The 15,345-nt window shown below is 35.0% G+C and carries 16 protein-coding genes; 1 reads left to right on the top strand and 15 read right to left on the bottom strand.

Annotated elements, in window-relative coordinates; all coding sequences use genetic code 11:
• Nucleotides 1-5: 5 nt before the first annotated feature.
• The 12 genes from CLV73_RS14410 to CLV73_RS14350 all read right to left on the bottom strand — a co-directional run bounded on the left by CLV73_RS14410 (nt 6) and on the right by CLV73_RS14350 (nt 9,568).
• On the bottom strand, nt 6-947 hold the full coding sequence (locus CLV73_RS14410; RefSeq protein ID WP_100377568.1) for an ADP-ribosylglycohydrolase family protein: 942 nt from the start codon (nt 945-947) through the stop codon (nt 6-8).
• The gene (locus CLV73_RS14405; protein WP_100377567.1) at nt 947-1,633 is read right to left on the bottom strand and encodes an SIR2 family NAD-dependent protein deacylase; all 687 of its coding nucleotides are present in this window, start codon (nt 1,631-1,633) and stop codon (nt 947-949) included. Before CLV73_RS14405 ends, CLV73_RS14410 begins: the two co-directional genes overlap by 1 nt.
• Nucleotides 1,634-1,756: 123 nt before the next feature.
• Nucleotides 1,757-2,269 carry an O-acetyl-ADP-ribose deacetylase gene (locus tag CLV73_RS14400; protein WP_100377878.1) on the bottom strand — a complete coding sequence of 171 codons (513 nt, stop codon included), beginning with the start codon at nt 2,267-2,269 and terminating at the stop codon, nt 1,757-1,759.
• A complete protein-coding gene (locus CLV73_RS14395) occupies nt 2,259-3,170 on the bottom strand; it encodes an ADP-ribosylglycohydrolase family protein (protein ID WP_100377566.1) in 912 nt (303 codons plus the stop codon). Before CLV73_RS14395 ends, CLV73_RS14400 begins: the two co-directional genes overlap by 11 nt.
• Entirely contained in the window at nt 3,170-4,357 is a 1,188-nt protein-coding gene (locus tag CLV73_RS14390; RefSeq protein WP_228424384.1) for a TIGR02452 family protein, read from the bottom strand. The genes CLV73_RS14395 and CLV73_RS14390 overlap by 1 nt, the downstream gene beginning before the upstream one ends.
• Nucleotides 4,358-4,420: 63 nt before the next feature.
• On the bottom strand, nt 4,421-4,807 hold the full coding sequence (locus tag CLV73_RS14380; RefSeq protein ID WP_100377565.1) for a hypothetical protein: 387 nt from the start codon (nt 4,805-4,807) through the stop codon (nt 4,421-4,423).
• A 297-nt stretch (nt 4,808-5,104) separates the two neighbouring features.
• Nucleotides 5,105-6,175: an adenylosuccinate synthetase gene (locus tag CLV73_RS14375; protein WP_100377564.1), complete on the bottom strand. Its 1,071-nt coding sequence runs from the start codon at nt 6,173-6,175 to the stop codon at nt 5,105-5,107.
• Between the two features lie 2 nt (nt 6,176-6,177).
• Nucleotides 6,178-7,032, bottom strand: a complete 855-nt coding sequence (locus CLV73_RS14370; RefSeq protein ID WP_100377563.1) for a hypothetical protein — start codon at nt 7,030-7,032, stop codon at nt 6,178-6,180.
• 3 nt (nt 7,033-7,035) lie between these two features.
• Nucleotides 7,036-7,371 (bottom strand): hypothetical protein, encoded by a 336-nt coding sequence (locus CLV73_RS14365; protein WP_100377562.1) that lies wholly within the window; start codon nt 7,369-7,371, stop codon nt 7,036-7,038.
• A gap of 69 nt (nt 7,372-7,440) precedes the next feature.
• Nucleotides 7,441-7,989, bottom strand: coding sequence for a 2OG-Fe(II) oxygenase (locus tag CLV73_RS14360; protein WP_100377561.1), 549 nt, complete (start codon nt 7,987-7,989; stop codon nt 7,441-7,443).
• A gap of 30 nt (nt 7,990-8,019) precedes the next feature.
• Nucleotides 8,020-8,562: an NADAR family protein gene (locus tag CLV73_RS14355; protein ID WP_100377560.1), complete on the bottom strand. Its 543-nt coding sequence runs from the start codon at nt 8,560-8,562 to the stop codon at nt 8,020-8,022.
• Between the two features lie 328 nt (nt 8,563-8,890).
• Nucleotides 8,891-9,568 carry an NUDIX hydrolase gene (locus CLV73_RS14350; RefSeq protein WP_100377876.1) on the bottom strand — a complete coding sequence of 226 codons (678 nt, stop codon included), beginning with the start codon at nt 9,566-9,568 and terminating at the stop codon, nt 8,891-8,893.
• A gap of 142 nt (nt 9,569-9,710) precedes the next feature.
• Here CLV73_RS14350 and CLV73_RS14345 point away from each other — a divergent pair, with 142 nt between their 5' ends.
• Nucleotides 9,711-10,331 carry a DUF1579 domain-containing protein gene (locus tag CLV73_RS14345; protein WP_100377559.1) on the top strand — a complete coding sequence of 207 codons (621 nt, stop codon included), beginning with the start codon at nt 9,711-9,713 and terminating at the stop codon, nt 10,329-10,331.
• Between the two features lie 68 nt (nt 10,332-10,399).
• Here CLV73_RS14345 and lepA read toward each other — a convergent pair whose 3' ends face one another.
• The 3 genes from lepA to CLV73_RS14330 form a co-directional block, all read right to left on the bottom strand.
• Complete coding sequence (gene lepA / locus CLV73_RS14340; protein WP_100377558.1) at nt 10,400-12,196, bottom strand: translation elongation factor 4; 1,797 nt, start codon at nt 12,194-12,196, stop codon at nt 10,400-10,402.
• Between the two features lie 71 nt (nt 12,197-12,267).
• Nucleotides 12,268-14,067, bottom strand: a complete 1,800-nt coding sequence (locus CLV73_RS14335) for a BamA/TamA family outer membrane protein (protein WP_100377557.1) — start codon at nt 14,065-14,067, stop codon at nt 12,268-12,270.
• Between the two features lie 166 nt (nt 14,068-14,233).
• A complete protein-coding gene (locus CLV73_RS14330; RefSeq protein WP_157798808.1) occupies nt 14,234-15,256 on the bottom strand; it encodes a YajG family lipoprotein in 1,023 nt (340 codons plus the stop codon).
• Nucleotides 15,257-15,345: the final 89 nt, after the last annotated feature.

Here is a 15,345-nt window from a genome sequence, read left to right as displayed (position 1 = left end):
GTTTTTTATTTTAATAATTTATTATCCAGCTTAATACATAAATTTTCAATATCTTCATTTCTCGCCAATACCTCAATCCATTCTCCCGGAATATTTTCAAAACCATAATAAATCCCGGCAATTCCTCCTGTGATGGCTCCGGTAGTGTCGGTATCTTCTCCTAAATTGACTGCTTTTAAAACAGCCTCAGCATAGCTTTCAGAATTCAGAAAACACCATAATGAGGCTTCTAAGCTTTGAAGAACATAACCTCCAGAACTAATTGCATCTTCATTATATTTTGAAATATCATTCTTTAAAACTCTATCAAAAAGTTGAATCTCTTTTGGGTTAAAACCTTGAATTCCTGCAAATTCCAAAGCTGTTTTTTGGGTATGATAATAAGCTTCCTCCTTATTTTTTCCCTTGATTAATTCAATCGCAAAAATCACATAGATAAAGCATGCAAAAACTGAACGAAAATGTCCGTGAGTAATTGATGAAACTTCCTTTACAGTTTGATATAATTTCTCAATATTTTCTTCGTCTTTAAGATAAAAAGCCAAGGGAAGAGTTCTCATCAAAGAGCCGTTCCCATTGTCTTCTTCAAAGATATTTCCTGAAAATCTGGCGCTTTCACCTTTAATCAATCTTGCAATGGAATGACGGGTTGTTCCGCCAATATCGAAAAGTCTTCCATGAGCTGTCCAATGTCCATATTTTACCCATTTCACAAAGCTTTCTCCAATCTTCTCCAGATCATATCCTTTGGTTAACTGTTCTGCTATGCAAAGTGTCAATGAGCTATCATCGCTCCAAGTTCCTTTCGGCTGATTCCAAGAACCAAATTCCTGCATGGTTTCAACAGGAAATCTCTTTAAGGTTTCTCTACTCTTAAATTCCACCGGAACACCTAAAGCATCACCGATGCAAACACCAAAGATTCCGGCTTTTACATAATCTTTCATTAAGCAAGATCTAAGAGTTTATCAAACAATAATTTCATTCCCTGAGTTGCTGTTTCTTTCATGACAACCGCTCTTTGTCCGTATCCGAAGCCAGTTTCATTAGGATTGATCACAGTCAACAGACAATCATCCTTGATATCATGCAGTAATCCTGCAGCCGGATACACCTGCAAAGAGGTTCCGATCACCAGAAAAATATCTGCTTCTTTTGCTTTTTTTGAAGCTTCTCTCATCAAAGGAACATCTTCTCCAAACCAAACGATAAAAGGTCGCAACTGAGCGCCATCTTCAGCTTTATCACCGATGTTGATGTCGCTTTTTTGTTCGTAAATCAGGTATTTATTGTTGCATGAACATGATTTGAACAGCTCTCCGTGAAGATGAATGATATTGGTAGAGCCCGCTCTTTCATGCAAATCGTCGATGTTTTGTGTGATAATCTGAACATCGAAATGCTTTTCCAGCTCTGCCAATAATCTGTGTGCATCGTTTGGTTCCACTTCATGAAGCTGTCGGCGTCTCTGATTGTAAAATTCCAATACCAAAGCTCTGTCTTTTCGCCATCCTTCCGGACTTGCCACATCCGTTATACTATGATTTTCCCAAAGACCATCTCCATCTCTGAAAGTTTTTATTCCGCTTTCGGCACTGATTCCGGCGCCGGTTAATATGGTTAGTTTTTTCATTTGTTTTCGTTTTTATAATTAATTTTAACGCAAAGTCCATGAAGTATTTTATTTACTAACTGCTTCAAGGCTCGCAAGGGCGTTTCACTCAGCAAAGAACATAAAGATTTTTAAATTATTTCATTAATGTATTTCTAAAAGCTTTTTATAAATCTCTTCATTTTCATCATCAAAGCAGACAAAAATAACTTTTTCTATGACCTCTGATTTGAAATTCCTTACTTCGTCAATAGCAATCTTTCCAGCCAATTCTTTTGGAAATCTATAAATTCCCGTGCTTATATTAGGAAAAGCAATCGTTTTAACATTCAAACTTTCCGCAATTTTCAAAGAATTTTGATAACAATTTACCAATAAATCTGAACATTTTTCTTCATCTCCATTCCAAACCGGACCGACTGTGTGAATCACATATTTTGCAGGAAGGTTTCCGGCTGTGGTTACAACCGCTTCACCCGTTTTGCATTTCCCTTGTCGGTTTCTGATTTCGATACATTCATCCAGAATTTGTTTTCCTCCTGCACGATGAATTGCTCCGTCGACACCGCCACCGCCAAGTAAGGAAGAATTGGCTGCGTTTACGATGGCATCTGCTTGTATTTTGGTGATGTCGCCTTTTATTAATTCAATTTTCATAAAATTTGCTGTTTTTCCAGTTTTCAACATTTTTTGTCCAAGTAGGAATTGTATTTTCATCGCAACATAAAATACTTATTCCTCCAGCCATTGCACAGGTTGTATCCCTGTCGCCTAAAGCCGAAACGGTATTCCAAAAACATTCTTCAAAATTATTTCTGTATCTCGAAAGCATCCAGATGACAATCGGAACAGTGTCTTGAGCCGTCATTTTAATTCCGTTTCCTAAAGTTTTGACTAATAATTCAGTACTCGGATTTCCGTCTAAATAAAGTGCTTTATTTAACTTGCTTTTCATATCGGAATCATCTAATTCAGACTGAATTTTTTGGATAAATTCCTGTTGACTAAGTTTTATTAATTCCAATTTTTCCTGAACCACAAAAGCTGCAGCCAAAGCAATTGCTTTTGTTCCTTCAATTGCTTCTTTGCTCGCATGGGTAACTTCACAAGAAAGTTCTGCATTCAATTTAAGTTTGTCAAAATCATCATAAAAATAAGCTCCAATGACCGCCGCTCTCATTGCTCCACCATTACCCATCGAGCCTTGTCCTTCAAATTTTGAATAAGAAACCTCTTTCCAGTTTTCTCCGCTTTTTACCTTCCTGAAATATTGATGCATCGAAGGTCCATAACCTCGATTGATATCCAAATAATAGTTTTTTGTAAACTCTTCTGCCAGAAAATCCTGACAAATTTCTCCGAATTTTTCTAAAGATTTGAAAACAGCAATTGCCATGATCGTATCATCTGTAAAATCTAAAGTGCTTTCAGGAATGATTCTCTGATGAATATAGCTTTTCATCAAACTTTCTTCTCCGAAAAAACTTTCTCCAAAAGCGTCGCCAATAGAAATACCAGTCAGTGATTTTGAAGCAAGTAAAAGTTTATTTGTCCTCATTATATTTCTTCAAACGGCTTTATCATCTCCTCCTTCTTCGAGAGAATTGCAAAAACCACTCTTTTAAATTTATTTTTATACTTTCCATGAAGATGCTTTTTAAATAATTCAGCAATTTCTTTCGGATCATTTTTAAAAACACCGCATCCCCAAGCTCCTAAAATCAAGGTTTCATTTCCCTGATGTAAAGCCAAAGCCAGCATTTTATCTGTTCTTACATCCATTGCCCCAAAAATTTCGTGAGCTCTTTCCGGCTCCTGACGTTTGACAACTCCTGCATTTACCGCGGGAGACGCGATAAAATTACATAAAACCGGTTTCGGCAGCAATTCGCCTTTATCCTTTCTGAAAACCGGAACTTTTGGACTGTAAATCATCATATCGGTATAAAAGCAAGATTCCATTTCGCGATGAACTTTATAATAGTCCCATCCTTGAAGCAAGCTTTCATGCAATCCAGAAGTTCTCGCCAAGCTTTCTTCCTGTGCCTCGGCTCCGTTAATAAAACCACCACCAGGATTTTTTGCCGATGCGAAATTCAGGCACATTATTTTTTCCTGATTTTCTTCTTCGGCTAATTGTAAAATTGCTTTTAAAGAACTGCATCTCCAGACTTCAAACTGAGTTTCAAAATTAGTTTCAGGAAGTTCGTTGTTTGCGAGTTCTGAAAGTTCTTCAGGATAAAACAGAACTGTTTCTTTTGTCGAAACTTCTAGCTCGTTTTCTATATTTACTTTTTCGTTGTGCTCGTTAATATAATATTTCCTGGCCAAGATCTCCAGTGTATCTTTTGCCATTCCTTTATTGGTCATCGTCAGTTTTTTTATATTTAATAGTAAATTTTCTACATCAGCATTTGCAGGTTCTTTAAAATCTTTTCCCATAAATACTTTCGTCACTTTAATATCTCCTACAATCGCCTGATTAAAAGTATCCAATTCTTCCGAAGGAACCCACAGTTCATTGTGATTTCTAGCTCCAACATTTTGTGCAGGATATTGATTGGCAACTTCTTCTAATACTTCAAATTCTGTTACAAAACCAAGATAATTTCCGGCGTCATCTCTTGTGTTCCATTTTTCAGCGATTTCGGAAGCGTAACCTTCATCTAAAACGGGATAGAAAATGGGTTGCCATTCTAATCTTGGAGGAAATTTTTTGAAATTGCTTTCGATAATTAAAAGCATTTCTTTTTCTCCGACAGGTCTGTATAGGGTTTTTGTTTCATGGTTACTTGATTTTAATTTTACCTAAACTAGGCACTTTTCAATATTTTTTAAAGTTCCGCTTTTTCTTTTTTCATCACTATTAAAATCGATGGCTAAAAAATGAGTACAAAATTCTATTCCAAACTGATCTCTTTCATTATCAGAATTAAATCCCCCAATTATTTTCCAGTTTTTTGCTTTTGTCTGAAATGAATTGGCAAAATATCTTGGTCTTTTTCCGACATGTAAAACTGTTACATTTTTAGATTTATCCTTTAAAAATTCCATCATTAAAGTATCGGTTCCTGAAAAATCGCCGATAATAAATTCACATTCGGAAAGGTTTAATTTTTTTATTGGTTCGATATAAAACTGATGAAAATTTTCCCACGACACATTTCCATTTCCGGATACATATATTTTTTTCATCGCTTGTATTTTAGTATTTCTAATTTTTTAACGCAAAGTCCACAAAGTTTTTTTGCCAATAATCCTGCTGATTTTTAAGTTCGCAAAGGCGTTTCACTTAACAAAGCTCACAAAGAAATTCTACTATGTTAAATTTTGAGGATTTGTGGCGTCGCCTTTTAAATATGTTATTGTTTTCATGATTTCTAATATTTTAAGTTTTGGCTAAAGCCTTTTGACTTTGCTTTATTATGAAAATGGGCTAAAGCCCATTCCTATTGATATGATAGTTGTGTTAATTATTTTTATCTCTTTATATCAATTCATTCTTTTAAAATCTTTTGAATAAGGCGAATAAGATCCAAAAACTGCATCAAATTTCATCTTAAGATTTTCTATTTTAAATGTTTCATCCAACTGATCTAAGCAAGTTACTACCAGATTTTTCTTTTTGGCAACAACATAAGCTTCATCAACTTTTAACGCATAATTCAACAGTTCATAATCCAGATCTCCGAAACGCAGATCTTTTTGATATTCATTAAAAGTACAGGTTTCTTCTTCATTATTTTTCAAGTTTAATGGTTTTTCATTGCTCATCCATCCGCTTCCGTGACGGGTTGAATAATTTCTGGTCACATAAAACATTTCAATATTTTCAATTTTTAATACTTTGCAGATTTCATAAGCGTTCTTTGAAGTCGTATTTGCATAGGTTACATTTGGGAAAACACCGTGATCCATATCCAGTAAAATTCCCTGGCTTCCTTCAAAAATAAGATGGTTAAATGATTTTAAATACTCATACCCTTCTATTTTCCAATCAATCTTATCGATGGCTTCTAAAAAATCCTGCAGTGCATTTTCAATTTCTTCTCCTTCTTCAAAACCATAATAATTGGCAATTCCTTTTAATTTTTCAATCAGCATCGCTCTTGGAGCGATTAAATCAACTGCAAATAATTTAAACGGACTTTCATTTCTTTTCATTGTTGCACCTACTCCTTTTCCGCAGGTTCCATGTTCTAAATTTTTGACATTTTTTCTATTGTATAAAACATCAAAAGGTGTTGTTACTTTTGCTAACGGATGTATAGTCAATTCTATATTTCCGTTTTTCTGAATTAATTCTTCTCTTTCATTGAATAAAAACGTCGGATGAATCGTGCAATGTTCCGTGAAATACGAAGGCAAACCACGCAGCGCACCACTCGCAAAGCTGGAATGAATGTGTTTTTTATCATCAATCATCACCGTATGCGCCGCCTGTTGACCTCCTGAAAACCGAATAACTACAGACTCAGGATGTTGCTGAGCCAGAAAATCGGTGGTAATACCTTTGCCTTCGTCCCCAAATCCTAAGCCTATAATTATTTGTGCTGTTTTCATTTTTAATACATTTGAATATTATCTAATCCTTTTAAATCCGTTGTTCTCGTAAAGCTATCTTTAAATCTGCTGCAAACCACTTCTTTGATTACTTTCGGAACATCTCTGTAGTCTTCAATAGATAAACAGTTTTGTCCTAGCAGGTCTTTCCAGCCTTTATCGGCATTAACCGCCTGTCCGGAATGCAGGACACTGATGTGAAAAACCTCATATTTCTTCTGAGCTTCAGCCAATAATTCCGTGTGTTTGAAAGTCTGCTGTCCCGTTCCCATGATTTCTCTGATCGCTGAAGCAGGAAGTGTTTTCAAACAGGGTTCATCACCAACAGTAAATAGCAACCCTTTTTGGTTTCTCTTTTCAAAGGCATCTGTTCTCGTGTGAAAAGCGGCAAAATACCATGCCAATAAATAGCTTTCACCTGCATTTCCTCCGCCTCCAGATTCAATGTAAGTCCTTGTCAACCACATATCAAGCTCTTCATCTCCGGATTCAAACTGACCGACCTGTAAAGGATAACTGTCACATTCATGATCTCCGATTCCTAAAAATAAAAGTGCCGGATCGGGAACGCCACCCTGGATAATTCCGCCCATTAATTTTGGAAGACCTTCCTGGATCAAATCATAAGGAATATGTCCCATACTTCCCGTCACGTCTAATCCTAAAATAATAGGAACCGAATTCGGATGAACCTCAGAATCTCTTGATTCCCTGAAAGAAATACCGTGCGGGTTCATAGATTCATGTGCTTTTCTCTTTGCATTCTGCGTGAAAATTTCACTTGCAGATTTTGATGCATATCCTGCTTTCCTTGCTCTGTCAAAACGAGCGTCCATGTCGTATCTTGTACTTCCCATAACTTAAATTTTTTTGCCAAATAAATATTCAAATCTTGTTCTGGTTAATTCTAACTGAATATTTAAATTTCTGATGATTAATGATAATTCTATGTCTTTCTGAACGAATGCTTCCGGCTGAAAATCAGCGAATGTCAAACTGTTTTTGTCTAAAGGACTCACATCCGTTAATCCTTCCTGTTCTCTTTCCAGTCTTTTGATTTTCAGTTCGATATCTTCTACTCTACGCCTGTAAATCAGCTCTGCATCTTCTCCGATAATTCGGGCACGGTCTTCTCTGATCTGGTCATTATTTCTTTGTAATGACTCGATGAATCTGGGTTTTAAATCTTCTTCCATAACTCATTTATTTTGTGTTAATTTTACGCTAATTAAAAACTGCATGGTTTTGCCATAATTCCTTTCGAACTATTCTTTAGAGTACATGACATCCGTTCTCAAAACATATTTTAAACCACTGATTAAAGTTTTTCCTTCATGTCTCAAAGGATGGTAAAAAACCAATGCAGAACCTTTCTTCGGTGTCACAGTGAACAGATTTTCAAATTCGGTTTCTCCACCTTCAAAATCGTCATTCAGATAAATTAAAAAAGTGTAAAAGCTTTTCTCATTTTCATTTCTGATGTAGCTTCCGTCACGATGCATTTTGAATCTTTGTCCGGAAGAATATTTGTAAATTCTGAACATTTCGTTAAAATCTAAAACTTTGTAATCTTCATGAGTCTGAGGAAGAAATTCAACCGCTTTTTCGAAAAGATTTTTAGCTAAATCGTTATCGAAAACCATCAGCCTGTCATTATTTCGAATTCCTTTGCTCATCATTTGTTGCCCTCCCATATTGATTTTGGCTTCTTCAAAGACTTTATCTTTCGTTAGTTCAATATAATGATCACATTCTTCATCAGTCAGAAAATTCTCTATAATAAAAATCTGTGGGTGTAATTCTTTCTTTTTCATAATCAATACTTTGTGTTGGGTTATGTGTTTTTACCTTCTTAATTCGTCTCTTACTTCCATTAAAGCAAATCCTAAGAGACTTTCACCATTCCATAACAATGGATTTTCTGCTCTCGTATCTGTTTCCAGCATTCCAATTCCCCATATTTTATCGTATGGACTGGCTTCTACCAAAATCTTATCATTTGTTGAAAGCAAAAATTCCTTAAACTTTTCATTTTGTGAAAATTTCAAAAGATTTCCCTGCTTTACAATATCATACTTATGCTCATCCCAGATTTTAGGATCAAAATTCTTGACTTTTCTACCCAGACTTTTTGCCTGATTAGGAGAATTTGAAGTTAATATTTCCTGTAAAGTCTCATGATCATTAAATAATCTTGCTTTTCCAGCCATCATATAATGTTCAGCTGTTTTGTAGACAATTCCGTTTTCTTCGAACTTAAAAGGAAACCATTGACTGAAACACGACTTTGTAATTTCATCTTTCGCAGTATGTCCCCAAAAGAATAAAAACTTCAGCTTTTCCTTTCTCTGGAATCTTTCAATTATATTTTGTAAGTGATATTTCATTATTGCGTTATTTTTACACAAATTTAAAAGAATATGATTTTATTCTCCAAATTTATTTGTGTTAATTTTACGCTAATTAATTTAATTGATTGATTATCAATATGAAAAATTTAATTTATTGGAACACTAATTTCTCAAATTTTTTCACAATGGACACAAATGTGAATCTTTTGAATGAGCTGAAAAACTATCGAAATGTTAATTCACTTCCTTTGTCCTTCTGACGAAGGAAGAATATAACCTACAATCTACAGATTCTTAATCCACTTCGCTACTTTCAGAATGACAGCGAGAGAACAACAAGTTAATGTAGTTTTTGTTTTTAAATTTATTTGATTTCAAAATAGAACCCCTGCTCCTCAAGCTCCTTGTATTTCTTCTCATTGAAGGTAAATAACTTTCCGGGTCTTCCACTGCCTTCTTTTTTTAACGTATTGGTATCATTGAGCAGTCCGTAGCTCATGATTTTTTTACGGAAATTTCGGCGGTCAATTTCCTTTCCGATAATGGTTTTATAAAGATTTTCCAAGTCAGAAAAAGCAAATTCTTCATTCAAAAGATTGAAACCAATCGGTTGATACTGAATTTTGGTACGAAGCCTTTTTAATGCAAGATCAATAATCGTTTGATGGTCAAAAGCTAATTTAGGAAGCTGATTCACACTGAACCATTGTGCATCATCCGCATCAGAATCGGCAAACAGTTCATGATAAGAAGGATTTACAAGCCCCAAATAAGCTATCGAAACTACCCTGTTTCTCGGATCGCGACCCACATTCCCAAAAGTATAGAGTTGCTCCAGAAAATCAGGCTTTATACCCGCTTCTTCGTATAATTCTCTTTTTACGGCATCATCCAGATTTTCGTCATCCAAAACCAGTCCGCCGGGAAGAGCCCAACCGCCTTTAAATGGCTCGATATTCCTCTGAATCAACAAAAGCTGAAGGTCTTTCTTATCAAAATATCCGAAAATAACGGCATCTACGGCGACTTTTATATCCTGTATTTTTTTTGGAGTACTCATTGAATTAATTTGCGTTGTGAATACACAAAATTACACTTTAGCGTAAACAATATCAAGCATAAAATAAAAAAACTTTGCTTTATAATTTTAATTAATTTTATAAATAACTTAAAACTAAACCATTATGAAGAATTTATTATTTGCAGCCTGCACTGCTTTTCTGTTTATTGCTTGTGATAAAGTGAAAATGGATGTAAAAACTGAGAAAACCGAAGAATGGAAACCTGTAGACTCTGCAACGGCAACCAAAGCATGGATGGATTTTGCAACCCCGGGAGATATGCACAAAATGCTGGCTAAATCTGACGGAGCATGGAACGGAGCCAATACGACCTGGATGGAAAATGGTGCAAAACCAATGACAAGTACCTCTGAAGCTACTAATAAAATGATCTTCGATGGACGTTATCAGATAAGTGAACATAAAGGAAACTTTATGGGAATGCCTTTTGAAGGAATGAGTATCACAGGTTATGATAATGCCAAAAAGAAATTCGTAAGCACCTGGATCGACAATATGGGAACAGGAATTATGAATATGGAGGGCGAATGGAATGTTTCAACAAAATCTATTGAATTTAAAGGGAAAATGACCGATCCGGCAAGACCGGGAAAAGATTGTGATGTAAGAGAGGTTTATACTTTCGTAGATGACAATACCCAAAAACTGGAAATGTACGGCCCGGATTCAAAGACCGGAAAAGAGTTTAAAACGATGGAAATAATATTTACCCGTAAAAAGTAAAAAAAATCCGCAGAAATATATCTGCGGATTTACTTTTATATCTTTTGCCTTTTTACTTGGCTCTTTTATTAATCATTAAGCTTTAACACAGCCATGAACGCCGATTGTGGTACTTCTACCCTACCAATCTGCTTCATTTTCTTCTTCCCTTCTTTCTGCTTTTCCAAAAGCTTACGTTTTCTGGAAATATCTCCTCCATAACATTTTGCGGTAACGTCTTTTCTTAAGGCTTTAATGGTTTCTCTGGCAATAACTTTCGTTCCTAATGCCGCCTGAACTGCAATATCAAACTGCTGTCTTGGGATCAGTTCACGAAGTTTTTCACACATCTTCTTACCGATATGATAAGCATTAGAATCGTGAATTAAGGAAGATAAAGCATCTACCATATCACCATTGATCAGAATGTCCATTTTTACAAGCTTAGAAGCTCTGAATCCAATCGGATGATAGTCGAATGAAGCGTAACCTTTGGAAATAGATTTCAGTCTGTCATAGAAATCAAAAACGACTTCAGCTAAAGGCATATTGAAAACCAACTCAACTCTTTCTGAAGTTAAATAACTTTGGTTAACGATTTCTCCTCTTTTTTCTATACATAAAGTCATTACAGGTCCTACGAAATCAGATTTTGTAATGATAGAAGCTTTAATAAAAGGTTCTTCCACTCTATCCATAATTGAAGGATCCATCATTTCAGACGGGTTATTGATCAGGATCGGAACTTCCGGTTCTTTTTTAGAATATCCAAAATAAGAGACGTTAGGAACCGTTGTGATCACGTTCATATTAAACTCTCTGTCAAGACGTTCCTGAACAATTTCCATGTGAAGCATTCCCAGGAATCCGCAACGGAAACCGAAACCAAGAGCTGCTGAACTTTCCGGTTCAAACACCAGAGAGGCATCATTCAGTCTTAATTTTTCAAGAGAGAATCTTAACTCCTCAAAATCTTCAGAATCAATAGGATAAATACCCGCGAAAACCATTGGCTTAACTTCCTCAAAACCTTCGATCGGAGCTGCTGCAGGATTTTCAAAAGAGGTAATGGTATCTCCTACTTTTACTTCCCTTGCATCTTTAATCCCTGAAATCAGATATCCAACGTCTCCACACTGGATCGTTTTTTTTGGAACCTGCTTCAGCTTTAAGGTACCTACTTCATCCGCTCCATATTCTTTTCCGGTAGCGAAGAATTTTACCTTTTCATTTTTACTGATGCTCCCGTTTACTACTTTAAAGTAGGCCTCAATTCCTCTGAAAGGGTTGTAAACCGAGTCAAAAATCAAAGCCTGAAGCGGAGCGTTCGGATCTCCAACCGGAGCCGGGATTCTCTCCACAATTTGCTCTAATAAGTGATGAACTCCTTCACCCGTTTTTCCTGAAACTCTTAATACATCTTCATATTCGCAACCAATTAAATTCATGATTTCATCAGTTACTTCTTCAGGATTTGCAGAAGGAAGGTCAATTTTATTCAAGATCGGAATGATTGTTAAATCATTTTCCAATGCCAAATACAGATTACTAATCGTTTGTGCCTGAATACTTTGCGCAGCATCTACAATAAGAAGCGCACCTTCACAGGCTGCAATTGAGCGGGAAACTTCATAAGAAAAGTCAACGTGTCCCGGTGTATCAATAAGATTTAATATAAATTTTTCGCCTTTATATTCATAATCCATCTGGATAGCGTGAGACTTAATGGTAATCCCACGTTCTTTCTCCAAATCCATATCATCCAGCGTCTGAGACTGTAATTCTCTCTGAGATACTGTATTAGTATACTCCAAAAGACGATCCGCCAAAGTACTTTTACCATGGTCGATATGAGCGATTATGCAAAAATTTCGTATGTTTTTCATTTAAGAACTATGTAGTTTGCAAAGATAATAAAATGCAGGATAATTCCTTATTCTTAATTTATGAGGTGAAATTAATTTCCAAAATTCACAAAACGCGGGATATCTGCACCAAAAGAATTCATCGGTAAAAGATTATTCCGGTTGCTGTTAAAGTCAAAAACAGAATTATTATCAAATGGCACCCGCGGATAATACATAAAAGAAACCTGTATTCTGTTGAATACCAGAAAAGGATTATTAATGAGAACCCCCACTCCTATTTTGGTATTCATAGTCGTTCTCAATAATTTGTCATCCGGCATCCCCAGCCAACCTACTGCTGTCGTTAAATACGGACTGAAATGAAAATTTTTCCAGGTTTTATTAATAAAAAGTTGAAGCTGATACCTTAAAACAAGTTTTTTGGTTCCAATATAATCGGCTGTATAAACAGGAAACTCATCTGCTGAAGAAAGATTGATCCTGTCTTTATAAGAATAGTTATACTCCGGATTTCCCAATGCTAAGGTTGGGGAAAAGAAATGTCTGGCTTTGGCAAACTTCCAATCCATAAGATGGGAAAAATAAGTTCCATCCAAGCGGAACGACTCGCGGTTTTGTTTGTTTTCATTAAAGAATCTTCCAAACTGGGCTTTCACAGTAAAGTATCCGATATTTGTAAAATCCCCATAAGAGGCAGAAACTCCGGCATAAGGGATCACATCCTTGCTTCTTGATAAAGCACCGGCTGTTATATTAACTGAATTTCCGTAAGCAATATCTTCAGGCAAATCATATTGAAAAATATTTTTCTGAACTGAAAATTTTCGCTGAATATATCCAACCGACATCAGAAAACTGCTGTAAGATCTGAAATACTGAAACTGGTCAATATCCGGACTGTCTTTATATTGATAATTCTGAAACCTTCCTATAAAAGCAATATTACTGGATACTTTTTCACTTGGATCTGATGAAACAGGAATCTGATAGCCTCCCCACAAATCCTGACTATAGACTTTGATCTGGGCTTCAGGAAAAGTAGTTTCTGATTCTGTCGGAAGCAAAACGTTCCGCATAAAATATTCAAAACTCAATCCTCCTGCCCATTTTGTTAATGGTGAAAAGAAATCTCTTGTGACATTAAAATTGATTCTTTCGTTTTTAGAAAAGTCACGTTCACCCAAAATCTGGGCATTAATATAGGAACCAAAAAGATTATACGCCGTATAGCTTCCCAACAAGTAATTCTGTTTTTCTTTGGAATCATTTCTATAAAGAAAATCAAATTCGTGCCCTAATCCCAACACATTTTCTTCAGTAAGTCCCAAACCAATCTTACTTCCCGAATAACTTAGTCTAGGTTTCAGACTCCAGGAATCGAGAACTTTTACCACAACATCAATAGAATCTTTGGAGGAAGTACTATCCGAAATACTGATATTAACCCTGTTTATAAAAGGCATTGTTCTAAGCAGACGTTCAGATTCATAAATTTTTTGAGCATTATATTCTTCTCCTTCTTTAAAAAGTAAATAATTATTGACGGTAGAGACTTTGGTATTGGCATGAAGATGATTGGTAAACCAATCGTACCATTTTGATTTTTCTTTTTTATCTTCAGAACCATAACCGAATGGGTCAATTGTTTGTATTCTGATGGTTCTGATGTGTCTCCCATTATAGGTTTCCTGCAACAATTTTTCTGTAGTGGTTTTAACAGAAGCAGAATCTGCTTCTCTACGAAATATGAAACGATGAAAAAATTTGGTAACTTTTCTTTTATCAGAAAATTCTTCGATCTTGTAATAGAGCGAATCTTTCTTTTCTTGGGCATTAAAACACGAAAAGTAGCTTAAAAACAAAACTAAAATTAGAGTTGATTTGTTCATCGAGGAATTAAAAATACGATAATGTTTTAGTATCAATTTATAAGCCAATATGAATCAATATTCTCTCTTTTCATTATATTTTGTCTGATATGTTTAAATACTAAAACTATTAAATTATGCAATATTAATAAAGGTAAAAAAAAAGAGACTTCGGTCTCTCTTATTATTATTTAGTTTTACCAAAATTTTCAGGCAAAATATAATGTCCTGTAAAAGGATCAAGATAAACTTTAGAGCCATTAGTATTACGTTTTTTACTGCCTATACTGGCATCTACAACAGCACCAATTACCCCTCCAATGATTCCCCCCGCTGCAGCTCCAATCGAAGCACCACTAGTTGTGGATTCAGGAAATAATTCTGCCTTTGTAACCTCAATAAAAAGACCATTCTCATCTTTAAATATTTCAGTATAGCCAAAAGGAATATTTTTGTATGCAATTCCTTTATATACAAAAGCATAGAAATATCTGATTGCTTTTTTGTCCTCCCCTTTTATTGCTTTTGTAACTATTCCTTTGTCATTAGTCTGCAATGTATATTCGGGATCAGGATTGTATGTAAAAAAGCTATAATAATCTTTATAAACTCCATCTGTTAGCTCAGTTGCCTTTAAAATATCAAGCTTATCTTTTAATAAAGAAGCATAATTTTGAAGTTCATTCTCTGGAATACTAAAATCCCATGGTTTTGCTTCATAAGAATCTTTAAATAAATCTGTTAAAATAAGAGTCGTTTTTCTCGCCAGATTTTGTCCCAAATATGGTGTAGTACGGGATGAAGTTGTTGCAACTGTATCTTTTCTACAAACATAATGATATCCATCATCTTTTTTAATGAAAATGCTGGCTCTCAACTCAAGTTTTCCAATTGAATATTTTTCTTTTTTATCTTCAGAAATATTTAATTTCTCCAGTAAAAGAACCATATTGTCATTACCTCTTACCGGATTATATTTATAAAACCAATTTTGAATATCTTTACTTGCATCATTTTCGAAAGCAACTTTTATTTCGTCTTTATGATACATTACCGATCCGATTTCCTGGCTAGCTCTTTGATCTATCACCGTAAAACTTTTGATAGAGTTTTTGCTGTCTTTAATAGATTTGGTAAGATCTATAATTTCTGTTTTCTGCGAAAATAATGCCCCTGAAAATAAAAGGAATAATAAAATTTGTTTCATCATAAGAAAGTTTCAGAAGTAAAATTACAAATTCCTTTAAAATTAAACGACCCTCACAAATAAATTATGAGAGTCGTCCAACATTAAAAAAA

It is taken from the genome of Chryseobacterium geocarposphaerae (assembly GCF_002797535.1).
In the GTDB taxonomy this organism is placed as follows: domain Bacteria; phylum Bacteroidota; class Bacteroidia; order Flavobacteriales; family Weeksellaceae; genus Chryseobacterium; species Chryseobacterium geocarposphaerae.
Note: the sequence above shows the minus strand (reverse complement) of the source record. Positions and strands in the feature narration are given on the sequence as shown.

Coding starts and splice junctions, on each gene's coding strand:
- CLV73_RS14345 (WP_100377559.1), top strand. CDS start 9,711: ATGAAGAATTTATTATTTGCAGCCTGCACTGCTTTTCTGTTTATTGCT.
- lepA (WP_100377558.1), bottom strand. CDS start 12,196: ATGAAAAACATACGAAATTTTTGCATAATCGCTCATATCGACCATGGT.
- CLV73_RS14395 (WP_100377566.1), bottom strand. CDS start 3,170: ATGAGGACAAATAAACTTTTACTTGCTTCAAAATCACTGACTGGTATT.
- CLV73_RS14410 (WP_100377568.1), bottom strand. CDS start 947: ATGAAAGATTATGTAAAAGCCGGAATCTTTGGTGTTTGCATCGGTGAT.
- CLV73_RS14390 (WP_228424384.1), bottom strand. CDS start 4,357: ATGCTTTTAATTATCGAAAGCAATTTCAAAAAATTTCCTCCAAGATTA.
- CLV73_RS14355 (WP_100377560.1), bottom strand. CDS start 8,562: ATGAAATATCACTTACAAAATATAATTGAAAGATTCCAGAGAAAGGAA.
- CLV73_RS14380 (WP_100377565.1), bottom strand. CDS start 4,807: ATGAAAAAAATATATGTATCCGGAAATGGAAATGTGTCGTGGGAAAAT.
- CLV73_RS14370 (WP_100377563.1), bottom strand. CDS start 7,032: ATGGGAAGTACAAGATACGACATGGACGCTCGTTTTGACAGAGCAAGG.
- CLV73_RS14400 (WP_100377878.1), bottom strand. CDS start 2,269: ATGAAAATTGAATTAATAAAAGGCGACATCACCAAAATACAAGCAGAT.
- CLV73_RS14405 (WP_100377567.1), bottom strand. CDS start 1,633: ATGAAAAAACTAACCATATTAACCGGCGCCGGAATCAGTGCCGAAAGC.
- CLV73_RS14365 (WP_100377562.1), bottom strand. CDS start 7,371: ATGGAAGAAGATTTAAAACCCAGATTCATCGAGTCATTACAAAGAAAT.
- CLV73_RS14330 (WP_157798808.1), bottom strand. CDS start 15,256: ATGATGAAACAAATTTTATTATTCCTTTTATTTTCAGGGGCATTATTT.
- CLV73_RS14335 (WP_100377557.1), bottom strand. CDS start 14,067: ATGAACAAATCAACTCTAATTTTAGTTTTGTTTTTAAGCTACTTTTCG.
- CLV73_RS14375 (WP_100377564.1), bottom strand. CDS start 6,175: ATGAAAACAGCACAAATAATTATAGGCTTAGGATTTGGGGACGAAGGC.
- CLV73_RS14360 (WP_100377561.1), bottom strand. CDS start 7,989: ATGAAAAAGAAAGAATTACACCCACAGATTTTTATTATAGAGAATTTT.